This window comes from Brevundimonas sp. LF-1, assembly GCF_037055305.1.
GTDB lineage: Bacteria > Pseudomonadota > Alphaproteobacteria > Caulobacterales > Caulobacteraceae > Brevundimonas > Brevundimonas sanguinis.
The window spans coordinates 23,819-40,573 of sequence record NZ_CP146349.1 but is presented as its reverse complement, the minus strand read 5'-3'; the positions used below and the strand labels follow the sequence as shown (position 1 = coordinate 40,573).

Below are 16,755 nucleotides of genomic sequence, written 5' to 3'. Positions count from 1 at the left end.
TGCGTCGTCGTGATCTCCTGGTCGGCGCTGCGGCGCTCGGCATGGCTTCTCCTCTGGCGGCCTGCGCTACGGGCGCCGCTTCGACCGTTTCGCCCGGCGCGGCGATGGGCGCGACGATGGGCGGGGGGCCGACGACGCCCGTCTGGCCGCCATGCTGGAACGCCACGCCCAGGCCCTGCGCGCCGAGGAGGAGGCGGCGACCGTCTGGCCGATTATTCTCTGGCGGCCCGCGCTCGCCACGGACAGGCGACGGCCCAGCGACTGGCGGAACTGGGCGCGGTGAACCGCGCGGCGCTCTCGGCCGCTGCAGCTCTGGACTACGACACGGCCCGCTTCGTCTATGAGGCGATGGCCGATCAGTATGGACGTTACGGCTTCTCGGACATCAATCTGCGGCCCAGCCCCTATGTCGTCAGCCAGATGAACGGCGCCTACTACTGGCTGCCGGACGGCATCGGCGGCCGCTCGCCGATGAAGGACGCGGCCGACGCCGATCGTTATCTCGACAAGCTGAATCAGTTCGCTGTCGCCCTGGATCAGGAGACCGAGCAGATCGGCCATGACGCCGGGCTCGGCGTCGTTCCGCCCGACTTCATTCTGGCCAAGACCCTGGCGCAGATTGCGGCTCTTCGGGATTCTTCGCCGACGGGCAACGCATTGACGGCGCCCGCGCTGGAGCGTGCGCACGAAGCTGGAATCGCCGGTCTGGACACGCGCGCGGCGGCGATCTTCGTCGAGCGGATCCGGCCCGCGCTACAGCGCCAGAGCGAAGCCCTGGCCGCCTTGCAGCCCCGCGCCGACGCCCGCGCCGGCGTCTGGGCCAAGCCGGACGGCGAGGCCTATTACGCCTCTGCGCTTCATTCCAACACCACCGCCAGCTACGCGCCGGGCGAACTGCATCAGCTGGGCCTGTCATGGGTCGCCGAACTCTCGGCCGAAATCGACCGGCTGCTCAGAGCCGAGGGTCTGACGCAAGGGGAAGTCGGCGCTCGCATGGCGGCTCTGGATCGCGACCCGCGCTTCCTCAAGCCGGATACGGAAGCCGGGCGTCAGGAAATCATCGACTACGCCAACCAGCGGCTGAACCGCGTCAAGGGCCTGTTGTCGCGCGGTTTCACCGTGACCCCGGATCGGCCCGTCGAGGTGCGCCGCGTCTCGCCCGCCATCCAGAACGGCGCGCCCGGCGGGTTCTACAGCGCCAGCAGCGATCCCGCCCAGCCGTCGATCATCTACATCAACCTGCGCTCGGTCGAGGAAAACGCCCTGTGGCGCATTCCGACCCTGCTGCACCACGAAGGCGTGCCGGGGCACCATTTCCAGGACAGCGTCCTGCGCGAGGCGGGCGAGCTGTCGCTGTTCCGGCGGACGGTCCGTTTCTCGGCCTGGACGGAAGGCTGGGCGCTTTACGCCGAGCAGTTGGCCGACGAAATCGGCGCCTATGAGGGCGATCCGGTCGGCCGGATCGGCTATCTGCAAGGGCAGCTTTTCCGGGCCTGCCGCGTGGTCGTCGACACCGGCATCCACCATGCGCGCTGGACGCGAGAGCAGGCGATCGACTGGATGGTGACCCACGCGGGCGAGCATCGCGACGCCGCCGAGCGCGAGATCGACCGCTACTGCGTCTATCCGGGCCAGGCCTGCAGCTTCATGGTCGGCAAACAGCAGATCGCCGCCTCGCGTGAGGAGGCAAGGCGCCGCCTTGGGGCGCGCTTCGACCTGCGCCGGTACAACGATTTCGTCCTGGCCTCCGGGCCTCTGCCCATGGATGTTCTGGCCGCAGCGGTGCGCTTGACCTAGCCTCTCCTGGTTCGGTTCAGGCGTGTTGGTCTTTGCACATCGATGCTGTTCTCGTTGCCGGTAGCTTGACCGGGGGCGCTGGCGACGGAGCGTGCGCGCTCGGTAAAGGCTGGCGCACTCGCCGCGTGACGTGAATTCTCAACATTGCCCGAGCGGTAGCGCGTGGCGCGCCGGGCCCCTTCTTCATGACGCCGTCACGTGCGCTATCAAGGCATCGCTCATAGACCTGTCAGGCAACGGTTTCGCCGTGGGCGGGTTAGTTTTTCATGCGCGGCGAACTGAAGACCTATCAGGCCAAGCGGCGGTTCGAGCAGACGCCCGAACCCAAGGGCGCTCAACGCGCAGGCGGAAAGGACGCGCGGCGCTTCGTGATCCAGCGCCATGCGGCCACGAGGCTCCACTACGACTTCCGCATCGAGGCGGATGGGGTGCTGAAGTCCTGGGCGGTGACCAAGGCCCCGTCGCGTGATCCGGCGATCAAACGCCTGGCGGTCGAGGTCGAGGACCATCCGCTAGATTACGGCGACTTCGAGGGGACGATTCCGGCTGGCAATTACGGGGCCGGGACGGTGCAACTGTGGGACGTCGGCAGTTGGGAGCCGCAGGAGGCGCACCTGGAGGCGGCCTGGGCGCGCGGCCAGATCAAGATGATCTTGCACGGCGAGCGGCTGAAGGGGAAATGGGCGTTGATCCGGCTGAAGAGCGATCGGGGCAAGCCGTCCAAGCGCAACAACTGGCTGCTCCTGAAGGAGAAGGACGAACACGCCGTCGCGGGCGAAGGCGACGCCCTGGCGCAGATCGACGCGTCGGTGACGACTGGGCGCTCGCTGGCCCAGATCGCCGAGGGCGATGCGCAATGGACGTCGTCCAAGCCGACCCGCCGCAAGGCGCCGCCCAAGCCTGCGCCGTACAAGGCGACCTCCAAGGCGAAGCGGCCCCCGCCTTCGTCCCCATACAGCTTTGCAAGGCTGTCGATCATCCGCCCTCGGCGACGGGGTGGGCGCATGAGATCAAGTTCGACGGCTATCGGTTGCAGATCGGTATCGGCGGCGGCCAAGCGGTGCTGAGAACCCGCAAGGGTCTGGACTGGAGCGACCGGTTTCCCGAGTTGGCGACGGATGCGGCGGGCTGGCCCGATGCGGTGATCGACGGCGAGCTGTGCGCGCTCGACGATGATCACATGCCCGACTTCAGCGCGCTTCAGGCGGCGATATCCGAGGAGAGACGGACCGGCTCGTCTACTTCGCCTTCGACCTGTTGTTCGAGGGGGCGGAGGATCTGCGCAAACTGCCCCTGTCGCACCGCAAGGCGCGGCTGCAGTCCTATATCGACCGCCTGGGCGCGAAGGAGGCCGCGCGTCTTCGCTATGTCGAACATTTCGCCTCGACGGGGCAGGCGGTGCTGGAAAGCGCCTGCCGGATGCATCTGGAAGGCGTGATCTCCAAGAAGCTGGATGCGCCCTATCCCGCGGGCCGGTCGTCAAGCTGGGTGAAGTCTAAATGCCGGGGCCGCGATGAGGTCGTCATCGGCGGCTGGTCGTCCGAAGGCGGCAGCCGGTTCCGCTCGCTGCTGGTCGGGGTGCGCGAGAAGGGCGGCATGAAATACCTCGGTCGGGTCGGCACGGGTTTCGGGGAGACGGCGACGCGGCTGCTCATGCCGGCACTGAAGGCCGAGGCGGCGAACAACAGCCCCTTCGTCGGCCCCGGCGCGCCCAAGGGCGGCAAGGACATCCACTGGGTGAAGCCAAGGCTGGTCGCCGAGATCGAACACGGCGGCTACACTGAATCCGGCGCCTTACGGCACGCGGCGTTCAAGGGGCTGCGCGACGACAAGACGGCCGAGGACGTCACGGACGCGCCGCAAGCGCCGGCCGCGCCGCAGGTCCCGAGAAAGAACGGCAAGGTCTCGGTGGCGGGCGTGGCCATCTCCAGCCCCGACAAGGTGCTGTGGCCGGGCTCGGACGGTCGACCGCCCATCACCAAGGCCGACCTGGCGCGCTATTACGAGGCGGCGGCCGAGCGGCTTCTGGCTCATGTGGCGGACCGGCCCGTCTCGATCATCCGCGCCCCCGACGGCATAGAGGGCGAGACCTTCTTCCAGCGTCACGCCATGGCCGGGTCCAACCCCCGGCTGAAGCTGATCGACGTCAAGGCGCGCACCCCTTATGTCGCTGTGGTTGATGTCGGCGGTCTGGCGGCCGTGGCCCAGTCCGGCGGACTGGAGCTGCACCCCTGGGGCTGCAAACCCGGCGATCCGGAAACGCCCGATCAGATCACTTTCGATCTGGACCCCGACGAGGGACTGGACTTCGACGACGTGATCGCCGCCGCTCTGGTGGTCAGAGCCAAGCTGGAGGCGCTGGGGCTCAACCCCTTCGTCAAGACGACGGGCGGAAAAGGGCTGCACCTCGTCGTGCCGATCCGCGCCGACGGCCGCTCACGCGTCACCTGGGATCAGAACAAGGCCTTCGCCAAGGCCGTGTCCGAGGCGATCAAGGTCGAGGCGCCGGACCGTTTCACCACCACCCTGGCCAAGAAGGCGCGGGGCGGAAAGATATTCATCGACTATCTGCGCAACGGCCGGATGGCGACCGCCGTGGCGCCCTGGTCGCCGCGCGCCCGGCCAGGCGCGGGGATCGCTTTTCCGCTGTCGTGGGAACAGGTGACGCCGGGGCTGAACCCGGCCGACTACAATCTGTGGGTCTGGCCCGAACTGCTGCAACGACCCGACGCCTGGTCGGGCTTCCGCGACAGCGCCGTCAGCCTGAGACCCGCCCTGCGCAAGATGGGCGTGGACTGACCGTCAGGCGGTCTTCTTGCGCGGCGCCGACTTGGAGGTCGTTTTGGAGGTTGGCTTCTTGGCCGCGGGCTTGCCGGCGCCGCTGGCCGAGCCTTTCAGGCTGTTCTTAAGCGCCGCCATCAGGTCGATGACATTGGTGTCGTCCGGCTCGGCCACGTCGACCAGACCCTTGCCCCCTTGGTCTTGGCCTTGATCATCTCGCGCAGGGCGTCGTCGTAGCGATCCTTGAAGGCGGTCGGGTCGAAGTCGGCTTCCTTCTGGGCGATGATGCGGGCGGCGATCTCGACCATGTCCGCGTCGGCCTTCACCTTGGGAATGTCGTCGAAATAGTCGTCGGCGTCGCGCACCTCGTCATGGGCGCGCAGGGTGTAGGCCACCAGGCCCTTGCCGCGGACCTCCAGCGCCAGCTGGCGCTCCTTGCCGCGCAGAACGAGCTGGCCCAGCGCCACCTTGCCCTGCTTCTGCATGGCGTCGCGGATCACGGCGAAGGCCTCGACGCCCGCGCCCTTTTCCGGAACGACGAAGAAGGGATCGTCCCAGTAGAGGCGGTCGATGTCGGACTCGTCGACGAACTTGTCGATGGAAATAGTCTTGGTGCTGTCGAGCCGCACCTTGTCGAAGTCAGCGTCGTCGAACAGGACGTATTCGTCCTTGGACACCTCATAGCCGCGGACCAGATGGCTGCGCTCCACCGGCCCCGCGTCGGGATCGGTCGGCACCATGCGGATGCGGTTGTGCGTGTCGGGGTTGATCAGGTGGAAGCGCACGTCGGAGGCGCTGCTAGTCGCGGTGTAGAGCGCCACCGGGCAGGTGACGAGCGACAGCTTCAGATGTCCTTGCCAGGTCGGGCGAGCAGCCATGTGATCCTCCATCGGCAAAAGGAATGCGCGGCGAGACGATCCGTTCGCCTCGAGGCCAGCATCAACGCTGCGTCGCGGTAGAGACGAGCAGCGCGAACCGCTTCCATGCGACCCTCCGCCAGCCCGCAGTCGCCTCGAGTGAGGCGAGGGCGCGATCCGCGCGGGAGCCGAAACCGGACGGCGGCGTTGCATGGTCATGACGACGATCCAGGACGCCGCTCGGGCCGACGACAGCGCCTACCTCCGCGATCTGGGCCGAGCCTTCGGCGGCGCCCTGCTGTTCAGCCTGCCGCTGCTTATGACGATGGAGATGTGGGCGCTCGGTTTCTCTGCGGAACCGGAGCGGCGTCTCGTCTTTCTGCTGGCGGCCCTGCCGGTGCTGTTCGGGCTGGCGCACTATGCCGGGTTTTCGGCGCGTCGCGGTCTGGTCAACACTGCGCTGGACACCCTGGTGGCGCTGGCGGTGGGCTTCGTCACCGCCGCTGCGCTTCTGATGATCTTCAATGTGCTGGATTTCAGTTCACCGGCGTCCGCCGTGGGGCAGATGTCCCTGCAGGCGGCGCCCGCCGCGTTGGGCGCTCTGGCGGCGCGACGCCAGCTGTCGGGCGATCCGGACGAGGGCGACGAGGATGAGGCTTCCTATCCGGGCGAACTGTTCCTGATGCTGGTCGGCGCCCTCTATTTCGCGCTGAACCTGGCCCCGACCGAGGAGATGCGGCTGATCGCCTATATGGCGTCGCCGCTGGGCGCCCTGGGCGTGCTCGTTCTCTCGGTGGTCTTGCTGCACTTGATCGTCTTCGAGGCGGGTTTCGCCGGACAGGAACAGGCGGAGACGCCGATCCGGGCGTTCTTCGACTTCACACTGCCTGGCTACGCCCTGTGCCTGCTGGCCAGCCTCGCCATGCTGTGGGTGTTCGGAGGAGCGGACGGCCATGGCCTTCAGGCGCTTATGGCCAATGTCATCATCCTCGCCTTTCCGGCGGCGATCGGCGCTGCGGCAGCGCGGCTTCTGGTGTAGTCGTGACCGACAAGAAGAAGCAGAAGACAGGAACAAGGGGCGTGTCGCGGCTGCAGCGCGCCTGCGCCTTGGCTGGATTTCTGATCACGCTCGCCGCAGCGGCCGTATTGGCGCGAGCGGCCTTCACCGTTCCGGCGCCGGCGACGCTGACGATCAGAAGCGAGGCGGTGCGACCTTCGTCCGGCGGGTGGGTGGTCGACGTCGTTGTCGCCAATCACGGCGACCTGGCCGCAGCCGCCGTGGATATCGAGGGCCGGGTCGGCGACGAACGGTCCGGCGCCTCGCTCGACTATGTGCCGGGGCGGGGAGAGAAGAAGGCGAGCCTGGTCTTCTCGCAGACGGACAAGCCCGATCCGGCCCTGCGCGTGCTGGGCTGGTCAGAGCCCTGACGCGCCGGCCTGCGTTGCTCGCCGAGGCCGGTCGCCGCCTTCGTCAATGCGTCGCGCCGCAACGACATGACCTGGCGGTCAGCTTGGGCACATCGAGAATCGAAGCTTTGCCGCGGCTGAACCGCACGCCGCCCATCGCCTGCAGGCTGCGCGCCGCCGCATTGATGCTGGTGCGCTGGACGCCAAGCATGGCCGCCAGCTGGGCCTGATTCAGGCGAAGCGGTGCGCCGTTTCCGCCGAGATGCAGGCGAAGCAGCCATTTCGCCAAGCGTTCCGAGACCCGGTGGGAGGCGTTGCAGGCGGCTTCCTGTTCCAGAAAGGTCAGGCGCTGGACAGCCTGGAGGGCCACGAAACGCGCCAGCCAGTCATAACCCAGCGCCTCGCGGGCGGCGGCGGCGGGAACGCGGAACACCCGCACGTCCAGCACCGGTCGCACCTGGGCTGCGCTGCCGCTGAAGCCGAGGGCGTGCTCCCAGCCGTAGACGGCGCCGGATACGACCTGCGCGACGCAAACCTCGCTGTCGGCCGGGAAGGCGCCCAGCACGCCTGAGAGCACAAACCAGAGATGGTCTCTGTCCAGGGGCTGAGGCGCATCGCGCCGGGCTCGATTTCCGTCCCTTCCGCGAGCAGGCGCCGCCGCGTGTCCGGCGGCAAGGCGCGATACACCGGATGATCGCCGATATGCGCGCGTGCACGCCCGTTCAGCGGGATGGATGGGGACAGCGTGGCGGCCGAATCTGCAGGCATGGGCCCTCCTTGGACGGAGAGCCCTGCCATGAGTGGCGAAGGGACCGCGCTTACATGGGTTAGTCGCCGAAGTTCCGCGAGTCCGCGAGAGCATCGGCCAGTTTCAGCGGCGCTCCAGGCCGGCCAGGTCCGCCTGAGGCGCGATAATAGAATCCGCGCACAACGTCCGCAGCTGGCGCCAGGTGGCCTTGCCTTCCAGCTGGAACAACTCAGCTTGGGTATAGCGGTCGGTGATCATAGCCTTGCGGATCTCGCTCGGGATGCGGAAGCGACCGCTGCGCGCCAGCTCAAAAGCCCGCTCGATGACTGGTGTCCTATTCACAATGAAAACTCCCCTGTGGCGCGAACTCAATGCGGCCGGCCGCAGGCGGTTCGATCTGTCGCCTTTGCGGCTTTGTGGAACCGGAGGCGAGCTAGCTTGGCGGCAACATTCGCCGCGCCGCAGCGTTGAGCATCGGCTAAGCGTAAGCGGAGCCATACCATGCCTGATCATAGCCGCCTGTTGGAGAAGAAGCTGGAGCGTCGCGACGACCTCGCCGAGGACGAGCGGGAGGCCTTGCGAAGCGTATTGACCCATGTCGTGGCGAAGCCGGCGGGCTGCGACATCGTCTCCCAGGACGCCTTGGTCGAGCATTCCAGCTTGGTCATCAGCGGGTTCTGCGCGAGGTATCGCGACCTGAGCGATGGGCGGCGTCAGTATACGCAGATCAACATTCCCGGAGATTTCATCGACCTGCATGGCTTCGTGCTGAAGCGGGTCGATCACGGTGTTCGCGCGCTGACTGATTGTCTTATCGCAGAGGCCCCTCACAATCGTTTGCGAACCCTGACCGAGCAGCATCCGCATCTGGCGCGACTGTTGTGGCTGGAGACGGTGGTGGACGCCGCCATGCACCGCGAATGGCTGCTGGCGCTGGGCCGTCAGGAGGCGTTGGAACGGGCCGCCCTGCTGGTCTGTGAAATCTACGCCCGCCTTCAGACCGTCGGCCTCGCCCGCGACGGGGCGTTCCATTTTCCGATCATTCAAGCGGAGATCGCAAATCTGCTGGGCATGTCGGCGGTGCATGTGAACCGCACGCTGAAGGTCATGCGTGAGGCGGGGTGGCTGGAATGGACCGGCCCCGAGGTGCGTATCCTCGCGTGGGACCGACTGGCCGAGGCGGCCGAGTTCAATCCCGCCTACCTCCGATTGGAAAAGCTGCCGGTCTGAAGCCGGGTTCGCCCCGCCGACGAGGCGGCGGGGCGGTCGGCCGTCAGGCGGCTTGCATGGCCTCCGCGTTCACCGCGGCGTCGGCGATGGTGGTCAGGTCCTCGTCCGTCTGGCTTTCCTCCTGAAGAGTCTCGTCCAGCAGTTTGACGGCGTCCTTCAACCCCAGCACCTGCGCCCAACGCTTCAGCGTACCGTAGCGGGTGATTTCATAATGCTCCACCGCCTGCGCGGCGGCCAACAGGCCGGCGTCGAGCGCTGCCGTGCCCTTGTATTCATCGGCGATTTCGTCGCCCTCGGCCAAGATGCCCTCGATGGCGTCGCAGGTCTTGCCGCGGGCGGGCTTGCCGATGATCTCGAACACTTGCTGCAGGCGTTCGATCTGCCCTTCCGTCTGCTCGCGATGTTTCTCGAACGCCGCCTTGAGCTCAGGAGATTGAGCCGCGCGGGCCATCTTGGGCAGAGACTTCAGGATCTTCCGCTCGGCGTAATAGATGTCGCGCAGAGTGTCGTGAAACAGGGTCTGCAGTGTTTTCTCGGCCATGAGTGTCTCCTAAAAATGAGTGGGGGATCTTCGAAGCGGCGGATACGCGAGAGTGTTCCGGCGTGTCTGCATTTAGACAGAGCCTCTGCGGGCACTCTGTTTCCGCGACCGGTTTGACGTCAGCCGGCCAGGCTGGACTGCACCTGCTTCGCGCGTTGCAGGTGCGCTTCGATCTTGGGCAGGACGGTGCGGGCGTGTTCAGCAAGCGCCGGGGCGTCCGTCTTGTCCGAAAAACCTCGATGGAGCGTGACGGCTTCCTCGTGGGCGGCGACCTGTTGGTCGATATAGGTCTTGTCGAAATTCGCCGCATCGGCCGAGCGGAGGTTATCGATCAGGCCTTGGCGACGCTGATCCAGTGCGCTCGGCACGGCGGTGTCAGGCGCGGCCTGCGCGGCGGCGGTTTTCAGGGCGGCGGCGGCGGCCGTATGATCCGCCTTGATCATCTTGGCCAGTTCCTTGACCTGGGCGTTCTGCGACCGTTCCAGGGCGATGTCGGCGGCCTGGATTTCGTACATGTCGCCCATGGCGGCGTTCGGAACATAGGCGCTGACCATGTTGGCGCCCATGGTGGCGGCCGAGGTCTGACCCACCGGTTCGGAAACGGCGTCCTGAACCTTGTCGACGGCGTCAGAGCCCTGTTGCTGGTTGCAGGCCGCCAGGGTGAGAGCGGCGGCCGAAACGGCCACGACGGCGACGGCTTGTTTGATCATAAGTGTCCTCCTTGCGATGGATCAGGATTTAGCGGCCATCCCCGGGGAACCGGGGGCCAGCTCTTCGGCCTGAGTTCTGGGCGGCGGACCATCGGCCTGCTGCAGCCCATCGTCAGGCACGTCTCGAATGGACAGAATGGCTTCGTGCGCCCGCATCAGGGGCGCGGCGGCGTCGGCGGCCTGTGCGTCCGTGGGCGAGGCCACCCGCAGGGTCCGCTGGGGTCCGCTGTCGCTGCCGACGACGACTTCATAGAAGCGCATGACGGCCTCCCATGACGGCGGCGGCGGGCAGGCGAGTGCGAAGTCGGTTCATTCTTTCCTCCCTGTGACAGAACGTTAAGCGGCGAGGCGCGGGGCTGTTCCAAACGGTCAAGCTCGCAACCGCCGTCACATGGCGCGCTCCAGGGGCGCGTTCGTACCCGTCATGCGCGGATCTGGAACCTTGGTCTGAGTGCGAAGAAAGCCGGTGGCGGCTGTAGCCAGATACACGACGATCAACAGCGCCAGGACGGCGCCTATAACCATCAGCAAGCGGCGCGGCTGTCGCAGGATCTGAGGCTTTTCCTTGTTCGCGAGGGGCAAGAGGGGACTCCTTTCGTCGCGAAGAGAAAGGAAAAGACGCGCCCCCTGTTCCGTATGGCGCCGGTCGCTTCTGGATTTTCGGGCGCTACGGATGAGAGCCGTCGTCACGCTGGCGAGTTGAACTGGGCGGGGAACGCTCGCCGCGGGTGCGACTTAGGTTGGCACGCCTTCAGTCGTTAAGAGGAGCCGCAATGTCCGACCGCCTGACCATGCAGGACCCCCGTCATCAGTATCCGCGCCCGCCGTTTCCGCGTCAGCCCCAGTCTGCGCCAGGCCTGGTCGCCAGTATGGAGCCCAAGCCGGATCACGGGGAGAAAAGCTATCAAGGCCACGGGCGGCTGACAGGGCGACGCGCCCTGATCACCGGCGCGGATTCCGGGATCGGGCGCGCAGTCGCCATCGCTTACGCCCGTGAGGGCGCCGACGTGGCGATCTCCTATCTGCCTTCGGAAGAAGCCGACGCGCGGGAGGTGATCGCCCTGATCGAGGCGGAAGGCGTCAAGGCGCTGGCTCTGCCCGGGGACGTACGCGACGAGGCGTGGAACGCCACCATGGTCGCGCGCACGCTGGACGCTTTCGGAGGCTTGGACATCTTGGTCGTTAACGCGGGCCGACAGCAGTTCCGCGAGAATGTCGAAGAGGTGTCGACCGATGATTTCGACGCGACCATGAAGACCAACCTCTACGCTTTGCACTGGCTGTGTCAGGCGGCGGCGCCCATCTGCCTCCGGGCGCGGCGGTCATCACCACGGCTTCGATCCAGGCCTATGAGCCGTCGGACATCCTGCTGGACTACGCCACCACCAAGGGCGGGATCGTCACCTACACCAAGGCCCTGGCCAAGCAGTTGATCGAGAAGGGGGTGCGGGTGAACGCGGTGGCGCCGGGGCCCTTCTGGACGGTTCTGCAGCCCAGCGGTGGCCAGCCCCAGGAGAAGGTGGAGAAATTCGGCGCCCACAGCGCCTTCGGTCGCCCAGGCCAGCCGGTCGAGATCGCGCCCGTCTATGTGCTGCTGGCCTCGCAGGAAGCCAGCTTCGTCACGGGCGAGGTCTGGGGCGTGACTGGCGGCGCCGGGATCGCCTGAGCCTTCACACCTCGAACACGCGATACGGGGTGTCGCCCAGCGTCCGCAGCACGGGCAGGGCGACGTTGTAGACCGGGACGCCGCGCGCCGTGCGGCCTTCCGGCGCGCCGCGATGAGCGTGGCCGTGCAGCACCAGCTTGACGTTCTCATAGCGGTCGACGACCTCGGCCAGGCGCGATGAGCCTAGGAAGGCGTGAATCTCGGGCGGCTCGCCGATCACCGTATCCACGACCGGGGCGTAGTGGAGCAGCACGACGCTCCGCTCGGTGCGTAGGGTGCGGATCGAATTCTCGATGAGGTTGGCGTCTTCCACCGCCTCATTGACGAAGGTCTTGACCGAGGCCTCGCCGAAGGAGCTGAGCATGTAGCGCCCGAAACCGCCGACGAAGCCCTTGCCCCCGGCGAAGCCGACGCCGTCGATCTCATAGGCCTCGCCGGTCAGCATCTTGACCCCTGCGTCGGTCAGCATGCGGCTCACTTCCAGCGGCTGGCCGCACTCATGCTCGTGATTGCCCAGGACGCCGACCATGGGGATTCGGCAGGCGCGCAGGTCTTCCAGAAGGTTCTCAACCTCGACCGTCTTGCCGAAGTTGACCAGGTCGCCGCACAGGCACAGCACGTCTGCGTCCTCATGCACCCGGTCGAACAGGTCGCGATAGGCGCGATGCGAGGTTTCGCCGACGTGCAGGTCGGCCACGGCGGCGACGCGCAGCTTCTTCTTCGGCCCGGACTCCATGCCCGGCTGGGGCGTCTGACCCTCGACGGGAGGCGCTGCTTCAGACGTGTCAGGCGACGGGGTCATGGCGCTCCTCAAGGCCCTTGCCCACCACGTCGCCGAAGCCCCATTCGGAGATGTCGGCGATATAGTCGCGCGGGCTGAACAGACGCCCGCGACACACCTTGACGCGCGGCGGCGGCAGATCGACCTGGGCCTGCAGGCGGCCGATCAGCTCGGTCATCAGCCAGGCCGGCACCAGGCCGCGCTCGGTCGGATAGGCGAAGCGGAAGTTGAGCAGGTGCGCCATCAGCACCTCCCAATAAAGGTCCATCTGATCCAGCAGCGACTTCCAGTCGATGGCCTCGGCCTGCTTCAGGATGACGTGGTTCACGTCCGCGCCGTCGTAGCGATAGCGGTCCTGGATGAAGGCCTTGGACAGGATCAGGGCGGTCGGCGGGGTGATCGTCACCTCATGTCCGTAGACGGTGATGCGGTCCGGTCCGAACCAGCTGTCGGATACGGCGATGGTGCCGTTCGACATGGCGAAGATGACGTCGAAGAAGTGCTTGTCATCCTTCCAGACCTTGGCGATCCAGCGTTCGTCCTCCACGTCGGTGCGATAGCCGCGCGCCTGGAAGAAGGCGAGGATTCGAGGGTAATCGCCAGGCTTGCAGAAGACATCGAGATCCTTGGTCGGCCGACGGATTCCCGTATAGGCGGTAACCGCATAGGTGCCCGACAGAAGGAAGGGCACGCCGGATTCCTTCAGCAGGCGCAAGGCCTCCTCGTAGAAGGCCTGGGCTTCGGGAGGTGGTTCAAAGGCCGGGTCGGCGATCGTGTCGGACATGGGATGCGGTTCCTAAACAGGGCAAGGGAACGGCGCATAGCCAAGCCGGGTTCCGCCCGGCGCTCGCGGGGACTGCGCGGTCGCCGACGGGCGCCCCAGCCTGGGCTCGTTGGTCTTCATTTGCGCGGGCAGGACGCCTGGCGAACCGGTTGGCCCGGGGCGCCGATGCTCGAACTTCCACAGGTTGGGTTTCGATGTTCTGGCGTCCGAAACAGAGGCGCCTGGGCGGGAACCTGGCGGAGATTTAGGGCTTTGCCAGTTCATGGCTTCCGGCATCATCTATGGGCGCATTCCAGCCTCTGCGGTGCATCTATGCGTGGACATGCAACGGATGTTCGCAGAGGAAACAGCATGGCGGACGCCCTGGATGCCCCGCGTGCTGCCGGTCGTCGTGCGCCTGTGCGAGCGTCGGGCTGATCGCACGTGCTTCACCCGCTTTATCCCCGCGCGCTCGCCGGGCGATGGGCGGGGAGCCTGGCGGCGATATTGGCGCCGATGGGAGTCGATCACGCTCGAAAACCTGGGGGAGGAGGGCGTTGAGCCTCTTGCCCGAGCTTCAAACCTTCACTCCGCCCGCCCGTATCTTAGACAAGGCGCACTACTCGCCTTGGATGGGGACGAATCTGGCGTCAGCACTTGCGGCGGGACAGGTGGACACGCTTGTGGTGACGGGGGCCGAGACGGACATGTGCGTCCTTGCAGCCGTTCTAGGCGCCGTGGATCTGGGCTTTCGCGTGATCGTGGTCTCCGACGCGGTGTGCAGTTCGTCAGATCAGGCGCACGAAGCTCTGCTCAACCTCTACCATGACCGCTTCAGCCAGCAGATCGAAACGGCGGAATGCGATGAGGTGCTGGACGCCTGGACCTAGCCGCCTTTCCGCCTATCCCGGTCGGGATCCCAAATCCAATCGCCGTGCGTGATCGTATATCATCAGCAATGCTGCTGGAGGTCGTCTATGAATATCGCGATTGCCTATCTTTCCACGCTGATCGTGTTCGCCATCATCGACACCGCCTGGTTAGGCAGTATGGGCGACCGGCTCTATCGTCCTTTTATCGGTTCGATGTTGGCCGATAACTTCAGGCTGGCGCCCGCGATCGCCTTCTATGCTCTCTATGCGGCGGGATTGACCCTCTTCGCCGTCTGGCCTGGTTTGGCTGAGGGCGGCTGGAAGAAGGCGCTCTTGTGGGGCGGCCTGTTCGGCCTGTTCGCTTACGGGACTTATGACCTGACGAACCTGGCGACGCTGAAGACCTGGAGCCTGAAACTGTCGTTGATCGACATGGCCTGGGGCGTATGCGTCAGCGCGGGGTCGTCGGCGATCGCCTGCGCCTTCGCCGCGCGAGTGTTCCGCATGCTTTAAGGCCTCGGCGGCCGGGGAAAGAAGACGCTGGTGCGCGCGGCGTAGGCCGCGAAGGCCTCCGGGCGCGAGCGACGCATGTGGGCCTCGAGCAAGGGCACGCCCGACACCCGGGTCAGCAGCCAATAGATGTAGGCCGGTCCGCTCAGCGCCAACCACCCCCACGTCCAGTCGCCGCTCAGGTTGAGGGCGAAGATCGGCCAGGCGCACCAGCCGAGCCATTCGAAGAAGTAGTTGGGATGCCGGGACCAGGCCCAGAGGCCGGTGTCGCAGACTTCGCCGCGATTGGCCGGATCGGCCTTGAAGCGGCTCAATTGACGATCAGCCAGAGCTTCGCCGCACAGGGCGGCCACGAACACGACGGTCGCAAGGGCGTCTTGGAAATCAGGCCCGGCGCCGGATTACGGGCGGCGACCAGGATGCTGAGCGCCAGGAGGGCGGCGGCCCCCGCCTGCAGCATCAGGAAGCCGAACATCCGGGACTGAAAATGCCGCCCCCAATCCTGTCGCAGGCGGGCGTAGCGCGGGTCTTCGTGCGACGAGCGGGCGCGGGCGGCGATGTGCAGGCCCAGACGCAATCCCCAGGCGCCGATCAGACAGGCTGCGAGGGTCTGGCGGGCGGACGGCGCGGCGCTGTCGAGCGGGAACAGGGCCACCAAGACCCCCGCTGCGCCCAGGCCCAGCGACCAGAAGGCGTCCGCCCATCCCCCTGACCTGTAAGGCGTTGAACCAGCCAAGCGGCCGCCATCACCAGAACCAGGAACAGCGCCGCCCCGGCCCAAAGCGCCAGCAGGGCGCCGATCACAGCCGCACGAAGGGCTGCATCAGGCGGCCCATCCAGCCGTCGAGCTGTATCTGGCCGTCCAGAGCCACCACGCACAGGCAGGGCTCGTCCGAGACCACGCGCGGCCGGTGCAGCACGTCTTCATCAGCTTCTTCCAAATCCCCGACCCCGAACCATTCCTTCTCGGTGGCGTAAGCGCCGGACAGAACGCAGGTCAGCTCGACCCCGCCGTGGGTGTGGCGGGGCGTTTCACGGCCCGGATCGATTTTCAGCAGGATGACGCGGCAGTCGCCGTCGCGCGGCGCATGGACGTCGCGCATCCGCATCCCGGGTCCGATCCAGCGCCATGGACCCAGGGCATACCGCCGCAAGGGTTTTGGCAGTTCAGGCATGTCGTTCAGCGGCGGCTGAACCCGGACTTCGCCGGCGTCGGTTTCAATCCGCGCCATGGCTCGGGACAGAGCGCCGTCCGACAGGACCGAGGGGGCGTCTCTTCCAGAAACTCGCCGCCGACGGACTGCAGCCGGCGGACCCAGGCGTCGTTGGCGGGGCGCAAGGCCAGGTGGGCGGCGACGACCACCGCCTCAGGCGGGCTCAGCGTGCCGGCGGCATAGGCCAGCAGGCGCTCTTCGGAAGGGTTGCGGGCGGGGATCACCGGGAGGCCTCCTCGGACGGTTCGAGGAGAGCGCGCAGCTTGATCATGGCGTTGCGGATGCGGGACTTCACCGTGCCCAGCGGCAGGTTCAGCCTTTGCGCGATTTCCGAATGGGGGCTGTCCATGAAAAAGGCCAGGCGCAGGACCTCGACCTGATCGGGCTTCAGCAGCGTTAAGGCCTCGCGCACTCGGCGGGCGTCGTCACTCATGACCAGTATGGCGTCAGGCCGCATTGATTCGTCTTCGTGGGGCTCGATTTCAGGCATGGGCAGGGCGCGAGCGTCGCGTCGCAGCATGTCCAGCCGGCGGTTGCGGGCGATGGTGAAAATCCAAGTCGCGGCGCGCGCCTTGCGGGCGTCGAACAAGTCCGCCTTGCGCCAGACCGTCAGCATGGCGTCCTGGGCGAAGTCTTCGGCCGCCGCCGCGCTTGCGCCGGATTTCATCAGCCAGGCTTTCAGGCGCGGGGCGAAATGTTCAAACAAAAGGGCGAAGGCCTCGCGGTCGCGGCGGAGGGCCACTGCCTCGATCAGCCGTTCGTGCGCAAGCGGATTCTCGGCTCCGTCGCTCATGGCGCCGACGCGCTTTTCAGAGGGTGCGAAAGACGAAGCCTCGACATGCATGGATCCTAATACGCTTTGCGCAAAAGTTTGGATC

The 16,755-nt window shown here is 66.5% G+C and carries 21 protein-coding genes and 3 pseudogenes; 10 read left to right on the top strand and 14 right to left on the bottom strand.

What is annotated here, in order from left to right:
• Positions 1 to 9: 9 nt before the first annotated feature.
• From V8F63_RS00245 to ligD, 3 genes and pseudogenes are all read left to right on the top strand, one after another.
• A complete protein-coding gene (locus V8F63_RS00245; protein WP_392354148.1) occupies positions 10 to 1,797 on the top strand; it encodes a DUF885 domain-containing protein in 1,788 nt (595 codons plus the stop codon).
• Positions 1,798 to 2,063: 266 nt separating this feature from the next.
• Entirely contained in the window at positions 2,064 to 2,864 is an 801-nt protein-coding gene (locus V8F63_RS00240; protein WP_392354147.1) for a DNA polymerase ligase N-terminal domain-containing protein, read from the top strand.
• Positions 2,828 to 4,596 (top strand): annotated as a pseudogene (gene ligD, locus V8F63_RS00235) (DNA ligase D). The gene V8F63_RS00240 and the pseudogene ligD overlap by 37 nt, the downstream one beginning before the upstream one ends.
• Positions 4,597 to 4,599: 3 nt before the next feature.
• Here ligD and V8F63_RS00230 read toward each other — a convergent pair.
• Positions 4,600 to 5,456: pseudogene (locus V8F63_RS00230) on the bottom strand (Ku protein).
• A 190-nt stretch (positions 5,457 to 5,646) separates the two neighbouring features.
• Here V8F63_RS00230 and V8F63_RS00225 point away from each other — a divergent pair.
• A complete protein-coding gene (locus V8F63_RS00225) occupies positions 5,647 to 6,474 on the top strand; it encodes a TIGR02587 family membrane protein (protein WP_025977686.1) in 828 nt (275 codons plus the stop codon).
• 2 nt (positions 6,475 to 6,476) lie between these two features.
• Complete coding sequence (locus V8F63_RS00220) at positions 6,477 to 6,863, top strand: hypothetical protein (protein ID WP_312445237.1); 387 nt, start codon at positions 6,477 to 6,479, stop codon at positions 6,861 to 6,863.
• Between the two features lie 43 nt (positions 6,864 to 6,906).
• Here V8F63_RS00220 and V8F63_RS00215 read toward each other — a convergent pair whose 3' ends face one another.
• Both V8F63_RS00215 and V8F63_RS00210 read right to left on the bottom strand, forming a co-directional pair.
• Positions 6,907 to 7,419 carry a Crp/Fnr family transcriptional regulator gene (locus V8F63_RS00215; protein WP_392354146.1) on the bottom strand — a complete coding sequence of 171 codons (513 nt, stop codon included), beginning with the start codon at positions 7,417 to 7,419 and terminating at the stop codon, positions 6,907 to 6,909.
• 294 nt (positions 7,420 to 7,713) lie between these two features.
• Positions 7,714 to 7,932, bottom strand: coding sequence for a hypothetical protein (locus tag V8F63_RS00210; protein WP_392354145.1), 219 nt, complete (start codon positions 7,930 to 7,932; stop codon positions 7,714 to 7,716).
• Positions 7,933 to 8,091: 159 nt separating this feature from the next.
• Between V8F63_RS00210 and V8F63_RS00205 the strand changes: the two genes are divergently transcribed.
• Complete coding sequence (locus V8F63_RS00205; RefSeq protein ID WP_392354144.1) at positions 8,092 to 8,820, top strand: Crp/Fnr family transcriptional regulator; 729 nt, start codon at positions 8,092 to 8,094, stop codon at positions 8,818 to 8,820.
• A 43-nt stretch (positions 8,821 to 8,863) separates the two neighbouring features.
• Here the strand turns inward: V8F63_RS00205 and V8F63_RS00200 are convergent, their stop codons facing one another.
• From V8F63_RS00200 to V8F63_RS00185, 4 genes are all read right to left on the bottom strand, one after another.
• The gene (locus tag V8F63_RS00200) at positions 8,864 to 9,361 is read right to left on the bottom strand and encodes a ferritin-like domain-containing protein (protein ID WP_253122714.1); all 498 of its coding nucleotides are present in this window, start codon (positions 9,359 to 9,361) and stop codon (positions 8,864 to 8,866) included.
• Between the two features lie 119 nt (positions 9,362 to 9,480).
• Positions 9,481 to 10,071, bottom strand: coding sequence for a DUF4142 domain-containing protein (locus V8F63_RS00195; RefSeq protein WP_392354143.1), 591 nt, complete (start codon positions 10,069 to 10,071; stop codon positions 9,481 to 9,483).
• 21 nt (positions 10,072 to 10,092) lie between these two features.
• Positions 10,093 to 10,332 (bottom strand): hypothetical protein, encoded by a 240-nt coding sequence (locus V8F63_RS00190; RefSeq protein WP_025977679.1) that lies wholly within the window; start codon positions 10,330 to 10,332, stop codon positions 10,093 to 10,095.
• Between the two features lie 126 nt (positions 10,333 to 10,458).
• Positions 10,459 to 10,653, bottom strand: coding sequence for a hypothetical protein (locus V8F63_RS00185; RefSeq protein WP_392354142.1), 195 nt, complete (start codon positions 10,651 to 10,653; stop codon positions 10,459 to 10,461).
• A 191-nt stretch (positions 10,654 to 10,844) separates the two neighbouring features.
• Between V8F63_RS00185 and V8F63_RS00180 the strand changes: the two are divergent.
• Both V8F63_RS00180 and V8F63_RS00175 read left to right on the top strand, forming a co-directional pair.
• Positions 10,845 to 11,324 (top strand): annotated as a pseudogene (locus tag V8F63_RS00180) (SDR family NAD(P)-dependent oxidoreductase); the annotation flags it as partial.
• A gap of 29 nt (positions 11,325 to 11,353) precedes the next feature.
• The gene (locus V8F63_RS00175) at positions 11,354 to 11,737 is read left to right on the top strand and encodes an SDR family oxidoreductase (protein WP_392354141.1); all 384 of its coding nucleotides are present in this window, start codon (positions 11,354 to 11,356) and stop codon (positions 11,735 to 11,737) included.
• A 4-nt stretch (positions 11,738 to 11,741) separates the two neighbouring features.
• Here the strand turns inward: V8F63_RS00175 and V8F63_RS00170 are convergent, their stop codons facing one another.
• Positions 11,742 to 12,539 carry a metallophosphoesterase gene (locus V8F63_RS00170; RefSeq protein ID WP_025977676.1) on the bottom strand — a complete coding sequence of 266 codons (798 nt, stop codon included), beginning with the start codon at positions 12,537 to 12,539 and terminating at the stop codon, positions 11,742 to 11,744.
• Positions 12,523 to 13,302 carry a nucleotidyltransferase family protein gene (locus V8F63_RS00165; protein ID WP_025977675.1) on the bottom strand — a complete coding sequence of 260 codons (780 nt, stop codon included), beginning with the start codon at positions 13,300 to 13,302 and terminating at the stop codon, positions 12,523 to 12,525. Before V8F63_RS00165 ends, V8F63_RS00170 begins: the two co-directional genes overlap by 17 nt.
• A 281-nt stretch (positions 13,303 to 13,583) precedes the next feature.
• On the opposite strand from V8F63_RS00165, the gene V8F63_RS00160 reads away from it, so the two are divergent.
• Complete coding sequence (locus tag V8F63_RS00160; protein ID WP_392354140.1) at positions 13,584 to 14,171, top strand: isochorismatase family cysteine hydrolase; 588 nt, start codon at positions 13,584 to 13,586, stop codon at positions 14,169 to 14,171.
• 48 nt (positions 14,172 to 14,219) lie between these two features.
• Positions 14,220 to 14,666, top strand: a complete 447-nt coding sequence (locus tag V8F63_RS00155; protein ID WP_392354139.1) for a DUF2177 family protein — start codon at positions 14,220 to 14,222, stop codon at positions 14,664 to 14,666.
• Here the strand turns inward: V8F63_RS00155 and V8F63_RS00150 are convergent.
• The 5 genes from V8F63_RS00150 to V8F63_RS00130 form a co-directional block, all read right to left on the bottom strand.
• A complete protein-coding gene (locus tag V8F63_RS00150) occupies positions 14,663 to 15,016 on the bottom strand; it encodes a DUF1295 domain-containing protein (RefSeq protein WP_392355122.1) in 354 nt (117 codons plus the stop codon). The two genes, V8F63_RS00155 and V8F63_RS00150, sit on opposite strands and share 4 nt — an antisense overlap.
• Positions 14,974 to 15,399 carry a DUF1295 domain-containing protein gene (locus tag V8F63_RS00145; RefSeq protein ID WP_392354138.1) on the bottom strand — a complete coding sequence of 142 codons (426 nt, stop codon included), beginning with the start codon at positions 15,397 to 15,399 and terminating at the stop codon, positions 14,974 to 14,976. Before V8F63_RS00145 ends, V8F63_RS00150 begins: the two co-directional genes overlap by 43 nt.
• Before the next feature lie 64 nt (positions 15,400 to 15,463).
• Positions 15,464 to 15,895, bottom strand: coding sequence for a ChrR family anti-sigma-E factor (locus V8F63_RS00140; RefSeq protein WP_392354137.1), 432 nt, complete (start codon positions 15,893 to 15,895; stop codon positions 15,464 to 15,466).
• Positions 15,844 to 16,101: a hypothetical protein gene (locus V8F63_RS00135; protein ID WP_392354136.1), complete on the bottom strand. Its 258-nt coding sequence runs from the start codon at positions 16,099 to 16,101 to the stop codon at positions 15,844 to 15,846. Before V8F63_RS00135 ends, V8F63_RS00140 begins: the two co-directional genes overlap by 52 nt.
• The gene (locus V8F63_RS00130) at positions 16,098 to 16,670 is read right to left on the bottom strand and encodes a sigma-70 family RNA polymerase sigma factor (RefSeq protein ID WP_244093192.1); all 573 of its coding nucleotides are present in this window, start codon (positions 16,668 to 16,670) and stop codon (positions 16,098 to 16,100) included. The genes V8F63_RS00135 and V8F63_RS00130 overlap by 4 nt, the downstream gene beginning before the upstream one ends.
• Positions 16,671 to 16,755 lie beyond the last annotated feature (85 nt).